The 19,496-nt window shown below is 64.5% G+C and carries 12 protein-coding genes; 5 read left to right on the forward strand and 7 right to left on the reverse strand.

Annotated features, from left to right (window positions below; genetic code table 11):
* Positions 1–174 precede the first annotated feature (174 nt).
* Positions 175–639, forward strand: coding sequence for a rhodanese-like domain-containing protein (locus B0G81_RS18025; protein ID WP_106279399.1), 465 nt, complete (start codon positions 175–177; stop codon positions 637–639).
* A 298-nt stretch (positions 640–937) separates the two neighbouring features.
* On the opposite strand, the gene B0G81_RS18030 is transcribed toward B0G81_RS18025, so the two are convergent.
* The 4 genes from B0G81_RS18030 to B0G81_RS18045 all read right to left on the reverse strand — a co-directional run bounded on the left by B0G81_RS18030 (position 938) and on the right by B0G81_RS18045 (position 4,860).
* Entirely contained in the window at positions 938–1,768 is an 831-nt protein-coding gene (locus B0G81_RS18030) for a molybdopterin-binding protein (protein WP_134137852.1), read from the reverse strand.
* 32 nt (positions 1,769–1,800) lie between these two features.
* A complete protein-coding gene (locus B0G81_RS18035; protein WP_106279395.1) occupies positions 1,801–2,634 on the reverse strand; it encodes an EI24 domain-containing protein in 834 nt (277 codons plus the stop codon).
* Between the two features lie 147 nt (positions 2,635–2,781).
* Positions 2,782–3,780: a sterol desaturase family protein gene (locus B0G81_RS18040; RefSeq protein WP_134137853.1), complete on the reverse strand. Its 999-nt coding sequence runs from the start codon at positions 3,778–3,780 to the stop codon at positions 2,782–2,784.
* 60 nt (positions 3,781–3,840) lie between these two features.
* A complete protein-coding gene (locus B0G81_RS18045; RefSeq protein ID WP_106279391.1) occupies positions 3,841–4,860 on the reverse strand; it encodes a beta-propeller fold lactonase family protein in 1,020 nt (339 codons plus the stop codon).
* 585 nt (positions 4,861–5,445) lie between these two features.
* Between B0G81_RS18045 and B0G81_RS18050 the strand changes: the two genes are divergently transcribed.
* On the forward strand, positions 5,446–8,877 hold the full coding sequence (locus tag B0G81_RS18050) for a YadA-like family protein (RefSeq protein ID WP_134137854.1): 3,432 nt from the start codon (positions 5,446–5,448) through the stop codon (positions 8,875–8,877).
* A gap of 236 nt (positions 8,878–9,113) precedes the next feature.
* On the opposite strand, the gene hrpA is transcribed toward B0G81_RS18050, so the two are convergent.
* Positions 9,114–13,847: an ATP-dependent RNA helicase HrpA gene (gene hrpA, locus B0G81_RS18055; RefSeq protein ID WP_166679014.1), complete on the reverse strand. Its 4,734-nt coding sequence runs from the start codon at positions 13,845–13,847 to the stop codon at positions 9,114–9,116.
* Positions 13,848–13,870: 23 nt separating this feature from the next.
* Here hrpA and argA point away from each other — a divergent pair, with 23 nt between their 5' ends.
* The 3 genes from argA to proP all read left to right on the forward strand — a co-directional run bounded on the left by argA (position 13,871) and on the right by proP (position 17,796).
* The gene (gene argA, locus B0G81_RS18060) at positions 13,871–15,259 is read left to right on the forward strand and encodes an amino-acid N-acetyltransferase (RefSeq protein WP_106279386.1); all 1,389 of its coding nucleotides are present in this window, start codon (positions 13,871–13,873) and stop codon (positions 15,257–15,259) included.
* Positions 15,260–15,315: 56 nt separating this feature from the next.
* A complete protein-coding gene (locus B0G81_RS18065) occupies positions 15,316–15,591 on the forward strand; it encodes an oxidative damage protection protein (protein ID WP_106279384.1) in 276 nt (91 codons plus the stop codon).
* A 702-nt stretch (positions 15,592–16,293) separates the two neighbouring features.
* Positions 16,294–17,796 carry a glycine betaine/L-proline transporter ProP gene (proP, locus tag B0G81_RS18070; protein ID WP_243856777.1) on the forward strand — a complete coding sequence of 501 codons (1,503 nt, stop codon included), beginning with the start codon at positions 16,294–16,296 and terminating at the stop codon, positions 17,794–17,796.
* Between the two features lie 80 nt (positions 17,797–17,876).
* On the opposite strand, the gene B0G81_RS18075 is transcribed toward proP, so the two are convergent.
* Together B0G81_RS18075 and B0G81_RS18080 are read right to left on the reverse strand one after the other, a co-directional pair.
* Complete coding sequence (locus B0G81_RS18075; protein ID WP_134137855.1) at positions 17,877–18,365, reverse strand: metallophosphoesterase family protein; 489 nt, start codon at positions 18,363–18,365, stop codon at positions 17,877–17,879.
* A 324-nt stretch (positions 18,366–18,689) separates the two neighbouring features.
* The gene (locus B0G81_RS18080) at positions 18,690–19,496 is read right to left on the reverse strand and encodes a hypothetical protein (RefSeq protein ID WP_134143152.1); all 807 of its coding nucleotides are present in this window, start codon (positions 19,494–19,496) and stop codon (positions 18,690–18,692) included.

Genomic DNA, 19,496 nt, shown 5'->3' on the forward strand with positions numbered 1-19,496 from the left:
TTCACCGGATTGGGAACCGATGACATCTTTATTTTGGTGCATTTCACGAAATTTGCACCATATTTGCGCATTCGCCCGCCTGCGATGCAAGCCTATCTCCGCCGTTCGTGCAAGACGCGCGCGCCGCACGGCGCGCGCTAAAATAGTCGTTTGGTCCGAAGGAGATTTGCGCTCATGAGCACGCTCGAACAGTTATACGCCAGCGCGGACAAGCGCCGCAGCGAGAATCAGTTGCCGTACGCGGGCGCCATATCGCCCGCCGAAGCGTTCGAACTGCTGCAACTCGATCCGCGCACCCGCCTCGTCGATGTGCGCACTCGCGCCGAACTCGATTGGGTCGGCCGGCCGGTGATCGGCGACGGACAGTACGCACACGTGGAATGGACGCGCTATCCGGGCGCCGTCCCGAACCAGGAATTTCTCGCGCAGTTGAAACAGGTCGCCACGCCCGATACGCCCGTGCTGTTCCTGTGCCGCAGCGCCGCGCGCTCGAAGCTCGCCGCGATCGCCGCCACGCAGGCCGGCTTCACCAAGGCGTATGACCTGCTGGAAGGCTTCGAAGGCGACAAGGATGGCCAGGGGCATCGGAAGACGGTGTCGGGCTGGTGCTTTCGCGGGTTGCCGTGGATCGGCGCGTGAGTGCGGTGGTTGGGTGCGGCGGTTGGATGACTGCTGCGCAGCGGCTGCGCGGCAGTTTCAGGCGCTTACGCTACCGCTGCCCGCTCGCAGCCTGCTTGCTGATTGCTCGCTGGCAGTCGCGGCGGCTTCTCGGGACCGCAACGCCGCTATTTGCCTGCCGCAGATGAGGACAGCCACATCGTCGGCGCTGAATATGACAGGTCGATGATCCGCCTCTGCCGCGCTCGGAATCGGCGACGAGCGCGATGAAAAACGGGCGCCGCAGCGCCCGAACAAAGATAAACGTGTAACGAGCGGATCAGCCGCGCGGCTTCGCAGCCGCCGCCTCGGGCTCGACGATATCGCCGCCCAGCAGATGCACGCCTTCCCGCAGCTTGACGAACGCCGCCGCCACCGCTTCGGGCTCGCCCTTCACGCCCAGATCGATGTGATGCCGCGCGTACACGCCACCCCGTTCCGCATCGCCGACGCTCGGCAGGCTGAAGACCCGCACGCCCGGAAAATCGCGTTCGATTTTTTCCATGAGCGGCGTGACGCGTGACTCCGGCAACTCGAACACCAGCAGCGACTTCTCCGCGTGCGGCATGGCGTGGTGCAGATCGGCGTACTGCGTGTCCAGCACCCACTCGATCATCGGCCACGCCATCACCGGAAAGCCCGGCACGAAGTGATGCCGATTGATCGAAAAGCCCGGAATCTTGTTGTAGCCGTTCGGAATGATCGACGCGCCCTGCGGATACGTGCCCATATTCAGCCGATGCCGATTCTCCGGCGACTCCAGATCGAGCGGCGCGGCCGCGTTCGCCGGATACATGTCGCGGATACGCTCCTGAATCAGCTTTGCGGCCTCCGGATGCAGTTCGAGCGGCACGCCGAGCGCGGCCGCCGCGCATTGGCGCGTGTGGTCGTCCGGGGTGGCGCCGATGCCGCCCGTGGAGAACACGATGTCGCCCGAGGCGAACGTGCGCCGCAGCGTCGCGGTGATGCGCTCCGGATCGTCGCCGATGTACTCCGCCCAGCCGAGCGACAGCCCACGCGCGCCCAGCAATTCGATGACCTTCGGCAGATGCTTGTCGATACGTCTGCCCGACAGAATTTCATCGCCGATGATGATGACGCCAAATGCCATTGCCGCCTCTTTTTCGCTTAGTCAGTAATGCATCAGTAGGGAACCGGCGCCGCGTGCCGCACGCCGCCGTGCTCTTCCGCGCGCATGCGCTGCAGCGCGCGCAAACAGTAGTAGCCGAACCACAGCGCCGAAAATATGAGGATGAACGCATAGATCCAGATCGTCACGGCCGTGACCACCGGGAACAGCACGATCAGCCAGACCGACGACACCCACAACAAGGTCGGCAGCGAACCGAGCAAGCCGCTCGCAATGCCGATCAGCAGCAGCGGCAAGCGGAAGCGCCGAACCAGCGCGCGCCGCTCGTCACGCGTGGCATGCAGCGCGAGCGCGTCGTAGCTCATTACACGATACGTCAGCCAGCCCCACAGGAGCGGCGGAATCAACGCGAAGAACGGCGGCACGAGCCAGAGCGGCAGCGTGACGATCAGCAGCACCAGACACACCAGCGTGGTCCACAGCGCCTGACCGAGGCTACCGTACCACGTTCCGCCACGGCGCATTTCGAGGCTCGGGAATTGCCGCGCCGACAGGAAGCGGATCACCGCCGGCATCGACAGCGTGGCGATCAGCAGCAGCACCGTGACGACGATCAGCGGAATCGCCATCGCGATCACGATAAACGGCGCGATCGCTGCATGCAACGCAGAAAAACCGAGCCAGTCGAACAGGTGATAAAGCGTGATCGTGAACGACCAGCCTTCGAGCCAGGTACGCGTCGCGCCGATCAGCGTTTGCCAGGAAAACCACAGGATCACGCCCCAGCCGACCGTTGCCGCCAGAAACGGCATGAAGGTCAACCAGAGCATGCGCGGGTGGAGCGCGCTTGCGAGCGCACGTCCGAACGAGCGCAACAGATCATTCATGCGAGCCAGTGCCGGTGAACAAAACGATGGAATGGAGCGAACCGCGCGACGAATCCGCCGGGCAGCCCCGCGCTTGGTCGCAAAAGTGAACAGGATAAACCACGTGACGCGCCGCCGGGGAAACCGGCGGCGTGGGAGGAAGCGCGCTCAGACGGCGGCGGCGTCGTTGCTTTCGGTGCGGCGCTTCGGCGAGAGACGCCCGGCGATGCGCACAAAGGCGAGCCAGTGCTGCGCCCAGAAGCCGTCACCGTAACGGCGGCCTGTGAGTTGATCGCGGATGCCGGTCGGCTCCATCTCGCGGCTCCATGACACGCTGCGGAACAGCATGTCCCACCACGGAAACAGCACGCCGAAGTTGCAGCCGTATTTCAGCCCTTCGTGGCCGTAACCGATGGCATGGTGGCGCCGATGAAACGTCGGGCTGACCAGCAGCCGCTCGCCCAGCCAGCCGAAGTACATGCGGATGTTCGCGTGCTGCACGCTCTGCGCCAGATTCGTGATGGCGACCAGCACGACGAATTGCGACGGCGGCACGCCGATCACCAGCGCGATGACCGCGAAGAACGAGGCTTGCAGCAGATCGTCGAGCAGATGGTTGCGGTCGTCGGCCCACAGCGACATTTGCTGCTGGCTGTGATGCACCGCGTGCAACTCCCACCACACGCCGATCCGGTGTTCCCAGCGGTGATACCAGTAGCCGGCGAAATCGAGCACCAGCAGATACATCACGAACGTGACGAGCGGTTGCGTGGTCACGCCGGGCCAGAGATTGTCGAACTCGATATTCGAAATGTTATGCAGCCGCAGCCACGCCTGCACGGCGTCGAAGAACGGTTGAAGCGCGAAGAAAAAGAACAGGTTGAGAATGCCGAGCTTCGCGATCCACGTATAGATCACGTCCACGCGCACCGCCTTGCGGCTCTGCCATTGTTCCACCGGGCGCAGCGCTTCGAGCGGACGCAGAACCGCGTACATGGCCAGCACTTCGACGACGCCCACAATCACCCAATACAGGCTGTCGTAGGTGTCTTCGTCGTAATCCATCAGATTGAAGCGGAATAGCAGCGGCTGCACCACGTCGACGTACAGCAACGTCTGCACGGAGGAGACGAAGTTGTCGAGGGAAGAAAAAATCAGATGGAACATGGTGCTGGTCTGGTTACTTCATCCGTGACGGTTCGCGTGGTGCGGCATGAGCCTTTCGCATCAGGCGCCGTTCGGCGCCGTGACCGGCGCGCGATTGAAGAAATAGATGCCATGCGGCGAACGGCCGACGGCGATCGTCTGGATCAGCTTACGCGTGTTCAGGTCGATGATGCCGACGTGCTTCGCGAAGCGGAACGTAACCCACAGATAGCGTTTGTCGGCGGAAAGTTCCATGTCGTCCGGTCCAGGCATCAAGCCGGTGATGTCGCCGACGTTGGTGAGCGTGTCCTCGTCGATAATGCTGATGGTGCTTGCCACGCGGTTCGACACCGCGACGTGCTTGCCGTCGGCCAGGGAACGGAAGTTGTGCGCGCCGTTGCCGGTGTGGATCGTCTTGACGATCTTCTGGTTGCGCCAATCCACCACCGCGACGTAATCCGAGCCGGTCATGCCGATCAGCAGATATTTCTCGCCCGGCGTCATCCACAGGCCCGCCGGCACCTTGCCGACCTTCATTTTCCACTTGACGGTTTGCGTGGCCAGGTCGATCGCGGCCAGCTCGCCCGACACCTGCAGCGTGACGAATACCGTCTTGCTATCAGTCGTGAACGCCATGTGGCTCGGCATGACCGCGAGCGGCAGGCGCGAGGCCAGCGTCATCTGGTTCTTCTGGCCGTCGTAGTGATAGATGTCCAGACGGTCCAGACGCAGGCCGGTGGTGACCAGCCATTTGCGATCAGGCGAAAAGCCGATTTGATACGGATCTTCGATATTTTCGACCCAGCGCTGCACCTGGCCGGATTTCGGATCCACGAACATCAGGTTGTTCGACACCGAATTCGCGACGATCAACGACGAATTGTCCGGCGTGGCCATCAGGTGATGCGGTTCCTTACCCGTGGGCACCGTGCCGACAACCTGGCGGGTCGCCTCGTCGATCAGGCTCAGCGTGGCCTCGCCGGAATTGAGCACGATCACGTTGTTGGCGTGGGCCGCCGGAGAAAAAAAGCCTGTGGCGGCGACCAGCACCGCGCCCGCGGCGACCGTGGCAGTCAAGCCGGGAAGAAAAAATTTACGCATGAAAACTCACTTCGGAGAACAACCATCATTGTAGAACGTTTGCCGCGGCCAGCGGTTGACGCAGGTCGGTGTAAGGCCAGGAGAAATCAGGGGCGGGATGACCCGGCTGCCGGAGGGCGAGCAGCTCGAACACACACACGAATCGCGTCGTTCTGAAAGCGCCGGTGGCGAGTATCACGCCTGAAAAGTGGAATCTCATTGAAGACGTATAAACACAGGAGAATGCTTAGATTAACCAAACAATTACCAGAATATATTTAGAACATTCCTTATTTAACGCCTCTTACATACTGATCAATTGAGACACGCCGACATAATGCGATTTTTCCGCACCTGCTGCAGATTTAACTGATCTCCCGCGCCGCCGCCGAACCTGAAAATCCTCCCGCCTCATCCCTATCCACTCATTCCTGAATGCATGGGCGTGACGCGGGTGGTTCGCACGTAAGAAACCAACGGCCTGCTCTGGCAAAGCCAAAGCTCGCGGATTTATTTTTGCGTGATTTATCCGGGCGATGAATCCATACACGAACACCCGCGCTTATGTGCCGCGCATTCACGCACTACCCCGGAGTTTCTAAAACAATGAATAGCGATAACCCATTGGTTTGGTGTGAAGCGACGGCAACGTCGTCGGCGGCGCCGATAACGGCAAGATCAAAGACGAAGCGCAAGAAGGCCATCGCGCGTGCAGTGCTGATTCTGGCTGCGCTGGCGGGGGGCGCGCCGGCGGCGCATGCCTCCCTCTTCGTAGACACGAGCGTCGATTCGCCTGGAAACGATATCCTCCCTTCTGCGGGAGGCCCGGGCGCGATTGCGATCGGCATCGGCGCAACCGCGGCGGGCCCCTACGCGATGGCGACGGGCTTCCAGGCCAGTGCGCGGGGCATGATGTCGATCGCAACCGGCGTTCAGGCCAACGCGAATAGCGTCAATTCGATGGCAATGGGCGTGCAGGCAACAACCGCACCCACTGCGCTCTACGGAATCGCAATCGGCAATCTGGCTTTCGTCAGCGGAGTGGGGGCCATGGCGTTCGGCAAAGCCGCGCAGGCTAGCGGCCTTAATTCGGTCGCCATCGGTAATGCGGCGTCAGCCACGCACGCCAACAGTGTCGCGCTCGGCGCGGGTTCAGCCACGACCGTCGGCGCCCAGACCGGGTACACCGCTTACGGCCTCACCGCACCACAATCTTCGGCCGGCGAAGTCAACGTCGGCAACCGGTCCGTTAGCGGCGTCGCCGCCGGCGCAGCCGACACCGATGCCGTCAACGTTAGCCAGCTCAAGGGCGCCATTACTGCTGCCACGGCCAACGCTGTCTCATACGGCACTAATGCGGACGGCACCGTCAACACGAACAGCGTCACGCTCGCAGGTCCCACCTCCACGGACGGCGGCGTCACGGGCGGTACGACGATAACCAACGTGCATCAAGGTGCCGTATCCGCCGGCAGCACCGACGCCGTGAACGGCGCCCAGCTCTATGCCGTCGCCGGCGACACCAGCGCGGCCTACACCAGTCAGAACGGCAACGGCGTCAAATACGTCCGGACCAACGACAACTCACTGACGCCGGACGACGCTCACGCAACCGCCACCGGCGCTTCGGCGATCGGCTACAAGGCCCAGGCAGACGGCGATAACTCGGTCGCGCTCGGCCGCAACGCTCGCTCGGAAATTGCCGCCGCCGGGGCCGTTGCAATCGGCTACAACTCCGACGCGGCGGCGACCGGTGCGGTCGCCACGGGCAATCAGGCAAGCGCATCCGCAGCGAATGCAATCGCAGTTGGCTATGCCGCATCGGCGAGCAGCCTGAACGGCGTCGCCATCGGCAATGCGGCGCTGGCGAACGGCACTAATGCCGTGGCGCTCGGCGCCGGCGCCCGCGCCTGGCAAAATGGCACTGCGCTCGGCCGGCTCGCCACCGCGTATGGCGCCAACGCGTCCGCGCTCGGCTACGGCTCGCTCGCCTACGCCGACGGCTCCACAGCGCTCGGCGCCAATGCGAAGGTCTCCGGGACCAACAGCGTGGCGCTTGGCTACAACGCCAGTGTCACCGCCGCGAACAGTGTCGGCGTCGGGGCGAACTCGACCACCACCGCGAATCTCAGCCAACCCGGCGCGGAATTTGGCACGAGCGGCGTTGTCGCTGCGACTACCGCTTTCGGCGAGGTGTCCGTCGGCTCGACAGGCAACGAACGCCGCCTGACTAACGTGGCAGCCGGCGCGGCGGCAACCGATGCCGTCAACGTAAGCCAGTTGAGCGCGGTCGACGGCAAGATCGTCGCTATCGCGCAAAGCGGCACCCAGCACTACTTCAAGGCCGACGGCGTCGCCGACGGCACGGACGACGCCGTGGCCGCCGGTACGCATGCGGTCGCGGCAGGGGTGCTGGCGAGCGCATCGGGCGACAACGCCACCGCGCTCGGCGCCAATTCCGCGGCCGCCGCAACCGGCGCCGCCGCGCTCGGTGCGTATGCGTCCGCCACCTCGGCGGGTAGCGTCGCGATCGGTTATAGCGCCGTCGCCGGCAACGTCGATTCAATTGCGATAGGCCATGACGCGAACGCGTCGGCCGACGGTTCGGTCGCTTTGGGCCAAGGTTCGGTGGCCGACCGGGCGAACAGCGTCTCCGTCGGCTCCCCCGGCAACGAACGTCAGATCACCAACGTCGCCGACGGCACCAGCGCGACTGACGCCGTCAACCTGAGGCAATTGCAGGCCGTTAGCGCGAGCGCCTCGCGCTACTTCAAGGCAAACGGCCTGAACGACAGCACCGACGACGCCTCGGCCACCGGCAGCAACGCAGTCGCCATCGGAAGTTCCGCGCTCGCTGCCGGGCAAGCCGCCTTTGCCGCTGGCGCGAGCTCACAGGCGAGCGGCGCATTCAGCACCGCGGTCGGTGGCGCCGCAATCGCTCAGGGCGACGGCTCCACCGCGCTTGGATACCAGGCCGGCGCAAGCGGCGCGAATTCGACCGCGCTCGGTTATCAGGCCAGCGCCTCGGCCGCCAACTCGGTCGCACTCGGCCAAGGCTCGATCGCGACGCGGGCGAACACGGTTTCGGTCGGCTCCGCCGGCAACGAACGCCAGATCACGAACGTCGCAGCCGGCACGGCGGACACCGACGCCGTCAACGTCGCGCAGTTGAAAGCCGTGAGCGACCAGGGCACCGCCAACGCCGCGAAACTCGACGCTGCGCTCACTTATGACCAGAACGCCGACGGCAGCGTCAACAAGAACAGCGTCACGCTCGGTGGCGACGCGGCGAACGGCGGCACGGCGATTCACAACGTCGCGGCGGGGGTGGACGGCACCGACGCGGTCAACGTCAATCAGTTGAACGCCGCCATCGCGGGCGCGGTCAACAACGTCGTGGTCAACTCGGGCAATCCGTTCTTCAGCGCTGAAGGCAATCGCGACACCCAAGGCGCCGTGTCGTCTGGCACACAGTCCGTCGCCGCGGGCGCCAACGCTCAGGCTACCGGCACCAACGCGGTCGCCATCGGCGCGAACTCGCTTGCGAGCGGCGCCAATGCCACCGCGCTCGGCGCAGCTGCGAACGCCAGCGCTGACAACTCCGTCGCATTGGGCCAAGGCTCGATCGCGGACCGCGCAAACACGGTCTCGGTCGGCGCGGCAGGCCAGGAACGCCAGATCACCAATGTCGCAGCCGGTGTGCAAGGCACCGACGCGGTCAACGTCAACCAGTTGCAGCAAAGCGTGAGCGGAGCGGTCAGCCAGGCGAACAGCTATACCGACGACCAGATCCGCTCGGCCCGTCGCGATGGTTATGGCGGCACGGCATCCGCCATGGCAATGGCCGGCTTGCCGCAGGCAATTCTGCCAGGTCGCGGCATGGTCGCAATGGCCGGCGGCACCTATGCGGGTCAGTCGGCGTTGGCCATCGGCGTATCGCAAATCTCGGAAACGGGGAAGTGGGTCTACAAGCTGCAAGGCACCACGGATTCGCGCGGACAGTTCGGCGCGGCGATCGGCGCCGGCATGCACTGGTAACGGAACTGGCAGGACAGGCCGGGCCAACGCGAGTCGCAGCAGGAGCCCGGTCGATCGACTTTTCATATGCGACGAGCGCAAGCTAGACCCAGGCCCCGCGCCCGTTTTTGCCCGCGCCGCCACGCCCACAAGGCATGGCGGCGCGCGCCCTTTTATCTCGCCGCGAAAGGCCGCGGGCCTATCACGCCGATCTGTAGCCGAACCGACCCGCGCGAGGCGCCCCCTGCGCGCCCCGATCAGCGCTGCATCGATTCCCATACCTTATAAAGCCGCTTCACCGAAATCGGCATCGGCGTACGCAACTCCTGCGCAAACAGCGAGATCCGCAACTCTTCCAGCAACCAGCGGAACTCCGACAAGCGCGGATCCAGCACGCCGCCGCGTTGCGCCACCGCGCGCTGGTAGTTCTGCAGCAGCGGCTGGAATTCGGCGAACTGCCGCGCGTCGCGCGCGGGGTCCGCCTTCAGTTTGTCGATGCGTAGCGCGATCCCCTTCAGATAGCGCGGGAAATGCGCCAGTTGCGCGTACGGCGTGTCGACCACGAAGCGCTTGCCGATCAGTCCGTCGAGCTGGTTCTGCAAATCGGCATGCGCCGCCGTGAACGACCTTGCCTGCACCAGCTTCTTCGCTACGGTTGCGTATTCGCTCAGAATCTGCCCGACCAGCCGGGCAATTTCCTGAGCGAGCAAGGTCAGGCGGCTGTGGCCTTCGTCGCGGCGCGTATGGAAACTGACGTCGTCATCGGGCAACGGATCTTGCAGGCAAGCGCGGTCCAACGCGGTGTCGATCAGTTGATCGCGCAACTCTTCCTGCGTGCCGCGCGGCATGAACTGCATCGCCATTTCGCGCAAACCCGGCAGATTCTTTTCCAGATACTTGATCGGCTCCTTCAACTGCAACGCGAACAGTCGACGCAATCCCGCGCGATGAATCCGCGCGGCTTCGTCGGGCGAATCGAACACTTCGACGTCGCAATGCGTGCCGCGATCCACCAGCGCCGGATAACCGAACAGCGTCTGCCCGCCGCGACGGATTTCGAGCAACTCGGGAAGCTTGCCGAAATTCCATGTCGTCAGCTTTTCATACAAGGCCGTGCCCTGCGCGCCGGCTTGCGGCGCGGTCTGCGGGCCTGACACGGCAGCACCGCCCTTGCCTCGCTGCGCACCTGCGCCGGCCGCACCACCGGACGCTTGCGACGGCGTCGCGACACCGCCGCCGCCCGCGTCCGCCAACGCCGCCCCGGCCGCGCTCGATGCGATCTTCTGAAAATGCTGCTGCGCCTGGCTGCCGAGTTCGGCGCGCAGTTGCGACATGTTGCGGCCCATCGCGAGCTGGCGACCATGCTCGTCGACGACCTTGAAGTTCATGAACAGATGCGGCGGCAAGGTCTCGAGTTTGAAGTCCGACTGCTTCATCGCGACTTGCGTCTGCTCGCGAACATCGGCAATCAGCGACTCGAGCAAACCGCCCGCACCGAAGCGCGGACCGCCGTGCCGGTCGACGAAACCCGCCGCGTACTCCGGCAGCGGCACACAATGACGGCGGAGCTTCTGCGGCAAGGACTTCAGCAGCAGTTGCGTCTTCTCTTTCAGCATGCCGGGCACGAGCCATTCGCAGCGCCGCGCGTCGACCTGATTCAGTGCATACAGCGGCACGGCGAGTGTCACGCCGTCACGCGGCGAACCCGGCTCGAAATGATAGGTGAGCGCCATCTCGACGCCCGCCATCGTCATCCGCTTCGGGAACAGGTCGGTGGTCACGCCGGCGGCTTCGTGCCGCATCAAGTCGTCACGCGACAGATACAGGAGGCGCAGCTTGTCTTCCGGCTGGCCGCTCTTTTTCACCTCGTCGCGATACCAGCGCTCGAACGACGCGCCGGTGTAAATGCCCTTCGGCAGCGCCTGATCGTAGTAGGCGAAGATCAACTCGTCGTCCACCAGCACGTCCTGGCGGCGCGACTTGTGTTCGAGCTGCTCGATATCGGCGAGCAGTTTGCGGTTGGGCGCGAAGAACGCAAGCTTCGTGTCGAACTCGCCTTCCACCAGCGCGCCGCGAATGAACAGCTCGCGGGCGCGCTCCGGGTCCTGTTTGCCAAAGCTCACGCGCCGCCGGTGATAGATCGGCAGCCCGTATAGCACGGCGCGTTCGAACGCCGAGACCTGCGCCGCGCGCTTCTCCCAATGCGGCTCGGAGAGCGACTTCTTCAACAGATGCGCGCCGATCTTCTCGATCCACTCCGGCTCGATCTTCGCGATGCAGCGCGCGTACAGCCGGCTCGTCTCGACCAGTTCGGCGGCCATCGCCCACTTGCCGGCTTTCTTCACCAGCGCCGAGCCCGGCCACAGATAGAACTTGATGCCGCGTGCGCCGAGGTAATACGGCTCGTCGTCAGCTTTGAGACCGATGTTGCCGAGCAGGCCCGTCAGCAACGCGAGGTGGATCTGCTCGAAGGTCGCTTCCGCTTCGTTCAGACGCCAGCCGTGCTCGCGCACCACCGTCAGCAGTTGCGAGTGCACGTCGCGCCATTCGCGCAGGCGCAGTTGCGACAGGAAGTTCTTGCGGCACTCTTCGTGCAGTTGCTTGTTCGACTTCTTGTGCGCGATCGCTTCTTCGAACCAGTTCCAGATTTTCAGCCATTGCAAAAATTCGGAGCGCTCGTCGGCAAAACGGCGATGCGCCTGATCGGCCTGCTCCTGCGCTTCGATCGGCCGGTCGCGCGGATCCTGCACGGACAACGCGCTCGCGATGATCAGCACTTCCTTCAACGCCTGCTGGTCGCGCGCGGCCAGAATCATCCGGCCGACGCGTGGGTCGAGCGGCAGGCGCGCGAGTTCGCGGCCGAGCGGCGTGAGCTGGTTGTCGTCGTCGACGGCGCCGAGTTCGTTGAGCAGCTGATAGCCATCGGCGATGGCACGGCCCGGCGGCGGCTCGATGAACGGGAACGTCTCGATCGCCGTCAGATGCAGCGACTTCATGCGCAGAATCACCGACGCCAGCGACGAACGCAAAATTTCCGGATCAGTGAAGCGCACGCGGCCCTGATAGTCGCTTTCCTCGTAGAGACGAATGCAGATGCCATCGGCCACGCGGCCGCAACGCCCGGCCCGCTGATTGGCGGCGGCCTGCGAAATCGATTCCACCTGCAACTGCTCGACCTTGTTGCGATACGAATAGCGCTTCACACGCGCGAGGCCGGTATCGACCACATAACGAATGCCCGGCACCGTCAGCGAGGTTTCGGCGACGTTGGTGGCCAGCACGATGCGGCGCGCGTTCGAGGTGCGGAATACACGCTCCTGTTCGGCCGCGGAAAGCCGCGCGAACAGCGGCAGAATTTCCGTATGCGGTGGATGGTGCTTGCGCAGCGCCTCGGCGGCGTCGCGGATTTCGCGCTCGCCGGGCAGGAACACCAGCACGTCGCCCGGGCCTTCGCGGCACAGTTCGTCGACCGCGTCGACGATCGCGTCCATCAGATCGCGATCGGTTTCGCGCTGGGTTTTCGGCCGGTCGCCGCCGCGTTGCGCAGCGGGCGCATCACCTTGCGCAGCCTTCACGGCCGGGCTGTCTTCCGCGACCGGGCGATAGCGCACCTCGACCGGATACAGTCGCCCGCTCACCTCGATCACCGGCGCGGGCTTTTCTTCGCTGCCGAAGTGGCGCGCGAAACGATCCGCGTCGATCGTCGCCGAGGTCACGATCAGTTTCAGATCGGGACGCTTGACGAGGATTTCCTTCAGATAGCCGAGCAGAAAATCGATGTTCAGGCTGCGCTCGTGCGCCTCGTCGATGATCAGCGTGTCGTACGCCTTGAGCAGCGGATCGGTTTGCGTTTCGGCGAGCAGAATGCCGTCGGTCATCAGCTTGACCGAGGCGCCCGGCGACAGATTGTCGGTGAAGCGCACCTTGTAGCCGACCACTTCGCCGAACGGCGTGCCGAGTTCTTCGGCGATGCGGCGGCCGGTCGCCGACGCGGCGATCCGGCGTGGCTGCGTGTGGCCGATCAGACCGGAGCCGCCCGCGCCGAGACCGCGCCCGAGTTCGAGGCAGATTTTCGGCAGCTGGGTGGTTTTACCGGAGCCGGTTTCGCCGCAGACGATCACGACCTGATTCCCGGCGATGGCTTTGGCGATTTCCTCGCGACGGCCGGAAACCGGCAGCGCTTCGGGGTACGTAATCAGCGGGATCGGGTTGGGCTGGACGACACGCGGTGCGCGTGGCGCGCGTGGCTCACGTGGCGGCTGCGCTTCGCGGCGGTTGGAGCTGCGCTCGGCGTCGCTTGTCGCCGGTGATTTTTGCGTGGGTGCGCCGCCCGACTCGCGGCGCGGTGCCCCACCTTGCCCGGATGTATGACGCGGTTGCTGCCCGCCTTGCGCGCCCGACTGACGCGGTTGCTCCCCGCTTTGCGACGCCGTGTGGCGCTGCGGCTCTCCGCTTTGTCCAGAAGCGTGGCGCGGTCGATCGACACGACCGCCCTCTTCCCGTTGCTTCTGGCCCAGCGCGTCCGCGGGCTGGGCACCACGCTCACCGCCACGCTGCAACTGACCGTCCTGCGGCGCATTCTGTCCACGCTTAAGGTGCTGGCCGGAACGCCCACCTTCCTTGCCGCGCGGCGACTGCGACCCGCCGCTTCCGGCGTGCTTCGCTCCCTCGCCGCTCCCCCGGCGGTGCGCCTCGCCGCTCGGATTATTTTTCTGCGCCGGCGACTGCGCGCGCTCGGACGCCCGGCGCGATTCATCGCTTGCAGCGTGTTTCGGCGCCGCGTCTTTTCCAGGACCGCGCACGTCGCGGTCCGAATCATGCTCGTGCGCTTGCGCATTTTCCGCGGCGCGCCGCGGCTCGCGCGCCGTGTGCGGCGTGTTGCGTTCGGCGTCCTGCGCATCGCGGCGCTTCGCGTCGCCGGCCTTCGGTTGATCGGCGGCCGGCGCCGGATTCTCGTTCGCCGCAGCGGGACTTTTGGGTACATTCGACATGGGGGCGCATTATAATCCCCGGCATGAATTCCCAAACCGACCTCGTCCCCGCGCCCGCGAGCGCTCCGGCCCCCGCCGGCGCAACGGAAGATCTCGCCCAGCACGCGCAATTCGTCGACTGGATGCGCTCAGTCGCCCCTTACATCCATGCGTTCCGCAACAAGACGTTCGTCGTCGGGTTCGGCGGCGAGGTGGTGCATCAGGGGCTCCTGAACGCGCTCGTCTCCGACATCGCGCTGCTGCAGGCCATGGGCATCCAGATCGTGCTGGTGCACGGCTCGCGCCCGCAGGTCGAAGAACAGATGAGCCTGCACGGCGTCGAGTCCGAGTTTTCGCACGGCATGCGCATTACGGACGCGCGCGCGCTCGAATCCGCGAAAGAGGCGGCCGGCGAAGTTCGTCTGGATATCGAGGCCGCGATCAGCCAGGGTTTGCCGAATACGCCAATGGCGCACGCGCACATCAGCGTGGTGTCGGGCAACTTCGTGACGGCGCGGCCGGTCGGCATTCTCGACGGGGTCGATTTCGCGCACACCGGCGTGGTGCGCAAGATCGACGCCGACTCGATCCGCCACTCGCTCGCGAGCCGCAAGCTGGTGCTGCTCTCGCCGCTCGGCTTCTCGCCCACCGGCGAAGCGTTCAATCTGGCCATGGAAGACGTGGCGTCCGCCGCGGCGATCGCGCTGCGCGCCGACAAGATCGTGTTCCTGACCGAAACGCCGGGGCTGATGCAAGCCGGCGAAGAAGGCCCCGAACTGGTGCGCGAACTATCGCTCGACGACGCCTACAAACTGCACGAAAGCGGCGAAGTCACCGGCGACGCGGGCTTCTATCTGAAGCACTCGATTCGCGCCTGCCGTGGCGGCGTGGCACGGGCGCACATTATCCCCTACGCGCTCGACGGCAGCCTGCTGCTCGAACTGTTCCTGCACGACGGCGTGGGCACGATGATCTCGTACGAGAACCTCGAAAGCCTGCGCGAAGCCACGCCGGACGACGTCGGCGGCATTCTCGCGCTGATCGAGCCGCTCGAATCGGACGGCACCCTCGTGCGGCGCGGGCGTCACCAGATCGAACGCGACATCGACCATTTCTCGGTGATCGAGCACGATGGCGTGCTGTTCGGCTGCGCGGCGCTGTATCCGTACACGCAGGAGCGCATCGGCGAAATGGCCTGTCTGACGGTCGCGCCTGAAGCGCAAGGCACCGGCGACGGCGAACGGCTGTTGAAGCGCATCGAGCAACGCGCGCGGGCGCGCGGCCTGACGCGCATTTTCGTGCTCACCACGCGTACCGAACACTGGTTCCTCAAGCGCGGCTTCGTCAAGGTCACGGTCGACGACCTGCCGGAAGACCGCCGCCGGCTCTATAACTGGCAGCGCAAATCGCTCGTGCTGATGAAACAGCTCTGAGCGGCCCTATATATAGCGACTGTCCGCCCCCACACCGATTCTAGGAGAAGCACAGCATGTCTCGTATGGTTCAATGCGCGAAGCTCGGCAAAGAAGCCGAAGGCCTCGATTTCCCGCCGCTGCCCGGCGAACTCGGCAAGCGGATCTACGAAAGCATTTCGAAGGAAGCCTGGCAGGCCTGGTTGAAGCAGCAAACCATGCTGATCAACGAAAACCGCCTGAATATGGCTGATCCGCGCGCGCGCCAATACCTGATGAAGCAGACCGAAAAGTTCTTCTTCGGCGAAGGCGCGGATACGGCGCAGGGTTATGTGCCGCCATCGGCTGAGTAAAGGCTTTCGCGATTTTAGAATCGCATGACCGAAATCCGCGCCGCGTGCGCGGATTTTTTTCGTCCGCACGCGCCGCCGCATTCGCCGAATCGAGACCGCCAGATCGCTGCTGCTACCTCGCCGTGAACATTCCCCAAACGGTACATTTCCGCGCCGTTTTAAGCCGCTTTTTCAGACCGCCAAGATCCGCTCGATCCCCCGCCCGGCAAGGGATTGAGCATGCCCGCCAAGGCCCCCGGCGGGCTCCGGGTTTGCACGATCCTCTGTTATCGTGCTATCATGTGCCTCGTTCCAACAGCATTTCACCTTCATTCACGTTCTCTTCAATCTGGCGCGCAGTGCGTGTGCCATCCCGAATTGAACAGTTTTTATACAAGAAGGCTTGTCGGTCGTTTCCCCGTTTCGCGTCACACGTGAGCGGCGAATAAAGCACCGGCCTTTTTCGTTTCAAGCCTTCCAGCGGCGCATGGGCCAGCTTTCAGCCACCCAGCGTCCTCATGCATCTGCCCCCCTTCCACGGCCACGCAGGTGCAACGTCAGCACAATCTAGACGAGTGTTTTTTCGCGACCTGTCTCGCGAGGCACGGGCGTTGTGTTTTCTATCGCGCCCCGCTCCATCGCCCTTCAACGGCGACGGAGATGCTTCGCCTCGCTCGCGAAACTGCACTTCCCAGCAACCGTGGCGGAACGTTCATGCGCATCATGAGTTTCGTCGCAGTCATTGGAGTTTTCACCTTGACCGCTTCCAGCAACGGCTTCTGGCGACACCACAAAGAAGAACAACGCCTCTCTCTGGACGACATCACCGTCGTCGACAAATCTCTCCTCAAGCGGGCCGTCGGCGCCATGGCGCTCGGCAACGCCATGGAATGGTTCGATTTCGGCGTGTACAGCTACATCGCAGTCACGCTCGGCAAAGTGTTCTTCCCGTCGGCCAGTCCGGCTGCGCAGCTGATCGCCACGTTCGGCACGTTCGCCGCGGCGTTCCTCGTGCGGCCGGTCGGCGGCATGGTGTTCGGGCCGCTCGGCGACCGCATCGGCCGGCAGCGTGTGCTCGCCATGACCATGATCATGATGGCGCTCGGCACCTTCGCGATCGGCCTGATTCCGAGCTACACGACGATCGGCATTTTCGCGCCGGTGCTGCTGCTGGTTGCGCGTCTGGTGCAGGGTTTCTCGACCGGCGGCGAGTACGGCGGCGCGGCTACCTTCATCGCCGAATTCTCGACGGACAAGCGCCGCGGCTTCATGGGCAGCTTCCTCGAGTTCGGCACGCTGATCGGCTACGTGCTCGGCGCGGGCACCGTTGCCGTGCTGACCGCGACGCTCTCGAACGACGCGCTGCTCTCGTGGGGCTGGCGTGTGCCTTTCCTGATCGCCGGCCCGCTGGGTCTGGTGGGTCTGTACATCCGCATGAAGCTCGAAGAAACGCCTGCGTTCAAGAAGCAGGCCGAGCAACGTGAAGCGGAAGACAAGGCGGTGCCGAAGCAGTCGCTCGGTCAGTTGCTCGCGCAGCAATGGAAGCCGCTGCTGCTGTGCGTCGGCCTCGTGCTGATTTTCAACGTCACCGACTACATGGCGCTCTCGTATCTGCCGAGCTATCTGTCGGCCACGCTGCACTTCAACGAAACGCACGGCCTGTTCCTCGTGCTGCTGGTCATGGTGCTGATGATGCCGATGACGCTCGCCGCCGGCCGTCTGTCAGACACGATCGGCCGCAAGCCAGTGATGCTGTTCGGTTGCGTGGGCCTGTTCGCGCTGTCGATTCCCGCCCTGCTGCTGATCCGCATGGGCACGGTGCTGCCGGTGTTCGGCGGCCTGATGATTCTCGGCGTGCTGCTGTCGTGCTTTACCGGTGTGATGCCGTCGGCGCTGCCGGCGCTGTTCCCGACCAAAATCCGCTACGGCGCGCTGGCGATCGGCTTCAATGTTTCGGTGTCGCTGTTCGGCGGTACGACGCCGCTCGTGACCGCATGGCTGGTGAACAGCACCGGCAATCTGATGATGCCCGCGTACTACCTGATGGGCGCGTCGCTGATCGGTATCGTCTCAGTGATGGCGCTGCGCGAAACCGCTCGCAAGCCGCTGCTCGGCTCGGGCCCGTGCGTGGCGACGCGTGCGGAAGCGCATGCGGTGTTGCGCGGTGAGCGTGAAGCCGAAGAGATGGACGAACGCTTTGCGGCAGCCGCGACGGCGCGTGCCTGAGCGTGGGTTGTTTGACGGTTGACGCGGCTAGTACGCGAGCAGTCTGAGAACGGGTCGGCAATTTTTTGCCGGCCCGTTTCTTATGGCACCAGCGAATCGAAATTCGCGCTTGCGTGCGCGCCTTCGACGATCAGTATCCCAGCCGAAATCGGCAGCTTGAAACGGCGTGGGCCCGCGCTGCCTGGATTGACGAACAGCACGCCGTCCCGTTCGCTGATCAATGGTTTGTGCGAATGGCCGGTTACCACTACGTTGATGCCTCGGCTGCGCGGATCGGCGGCCACGTCGGCAATATCGTGCACGACGAGAATCGTCACTTGCTGCACGGTCAGCGCGGTGTGCGTCGGCAATGACGCGGCCCAGTCGCCGGTGTCGTTGTTGCCGCGCACCGCTGTGACCGGCGCGATCTGCGTGAGTGCATCGAGTACGGCTTCGTTGCAGATATCGCCTGCGTGGATGATCGCGTCGCAACCGGCCAGATAGTGCAACGCCTCCGGGCGCACGAGGTTGTGCGTGTCGGAGATCAGGCCGATTCGTGTGCGTGTGGGTTGTCGAGGGCGCGAAGTCATGTTGGAAGTATCGGGCAAATGAGCGGACTGCGTGCGCGGTGGTTTCGCTGAGCGGGCGTCTCCGCGCTTCGAGTCTCTAGCAACACGATGCGTCGCATTGAGCCGCTTGAGGTGCTTGAGGCGCTTGAGGTGCTTGAGGTGCTTGAGGTGCTTGAGGTGCTTGAGGTGCTTGAGGTGCTTGAGGTGCTTGAGGTGCTTGAGGTGCTTGAGGTGCTTGAGGTGCTTGAGGTGCTTGAGCCACTTCAGCCACTTCGTGCCGCGGCCAATGGCGTCGACACGCTGCGAACCGCAATGAGCCGCATAAGCACTTCAAACTCACCCCACTCAATCCGCCGACTGCCGCTCCGCGAGTTCACGCGACCCAGCCTGAACCGGCCGCTTCGCGCCGAGCATCCGTTTAGTCGCGCCCTGCACGATCACCGAAGCCACCGACGCGCACGCAAAGCTGAGCCACACGCCATACCGCGGCAGCATCGTCGCCGTCACGGCAAAGAACGCCGCGAACGAGGCGCGGCCGATCACCATGCCGCGCATCAGCAAGGCGACGAAGTCCGCGCCGTGCGCGCGCTGCGCCGAGACCGCGAGCACGATGCCGAGCAACGGAAAAACCGACAGCAGTCCGCTCCACGTCGCGCCCATCGACGCGGACAGCGTAGTCACCGCAACCGTCAGCAACGCGCCGGCGAGCATGCGCACGACGAGCTCGCCGAGTCCGAGGCGCGCCGCCAGCACGTTACCGGTCACGCGCGGCAAGCCGCTTTGCGACACCGCCACCGCCACGCCCGCCGCCGCGACCGCCCAAGCGAGTCCGGCGGGAATCTGCGTGAGCACCATTGCCACGCCGACCCAGCCCACCATGCCCGCCATCGACGCGAGCGGCCACGCGACACGCCGGCAGGTCCACGCATACGCAAAATTGAAGGCTTCCGACGCGGCAATCGCCGCGATCGAAGCCGCGGACGCCTGCGCGGCGAACGACGGCCCGCGCTCCAACGCGAGCAGCAACACGATCGGCCCGGCGACCACCGGCAGCCCCGCGAGCCATCCCGCCACCGACGGCCCCCACACGCGCCCCGCCACGGTCAGTGCGGCGAGAAACGCCGGCACCAGCACCAGCTTGAGCGCGAGCAG

Source organism: Paraburkholderia sp. BL6665CI2N2, assembly GCF_004366535.1.
Classification (GTDB): domain Bacteria; phylum Pseudomonadota; class Gammaproteobacteria; order Burkholderiales; family Burkholderiaceae; genus Paraburkholderia.

Excerpts from the sequence above, each read along its gene's own strand:
- hrpA (WP_166679014.1), bottom strand. The coding sequence starts at position 13,847 with ATGTCGAATGTACCCAAAAGTCCCGCTGCGGCGAACGAGAATCCGGCG.
- B0G81_RS18040 (WP_134137853.1), bottom strand. The coding sequence starts at position 3,780 with ATGTTCCATCTGATTTTTTCTTCCCTCGACAACTTCGTCTCCTCCGTG.
- B0G81_RS18025 (WP_106279399.1), top strand. The coding sequence starts at position 175 with ATGAGCACGCTCGAACAGTTATACGCCAGCGCGGACAAGCGCCGCAGC.
- proP (WP_243856777.1), top strand. The coding sequence starts at position 16,294 with ATGAGTTTCGTCGCAGTCATTGGAGTTTTCACCTTGACCGCTTCCAGC.
- B0G81_RS18075 (WP_134137855.1), bottom strand. The coding sequence starts at position 18,365 with ATGACTTCGCGCCCTCGACAACCCACACGCACACGAATCGGCCTGATC.
- B0G81_RS18035 (WP_106279395.1), bottom strand. The coding sequence starts at position 2,634 with ATGAATGATCTGTTGCGCTCGTTCGGACGTGCGCTCGCAAGCGCGCTC.
- B0G81_RS18050 (WP_134137854.1), top strand. The coding sequence starts at position 5,446 with ATGAATAGCGATAACCCATTGGTTTGGTGTGAAGCGACGGCAACGTCG.
- argA (WP_106279386.1), top strand. The coding sequence starts at position 13,871 with ATGAATTCCCAAACCGACCTCGTCCCCGCGCCCGCGAGCGCTCCGGCC.
- B0G81_RS18065 (WP_106279384.1), top strand. The coding sequence starts at position 15,316 with ATGTCTCGTATGGTTCAATGCGCGAAGCTCGGCAAAGAAGCCGAAGGC.
- B0G81_RS18030 (WP_134137852.1), bottom strand. The coding sequence starts at position 1,768 with ATGGCATTTGGCGTCATCATCATCGGCGATGAAATTCTGTCGGGCAGA.
- B0G81_RS18045 (WP_106279391.1), bottom strand. The coding sequence starts at position 4,860 with ATGCGTAAATTTTTTCTTCCCGGCTTGACTGCCACGGTCGCCGCGGGC.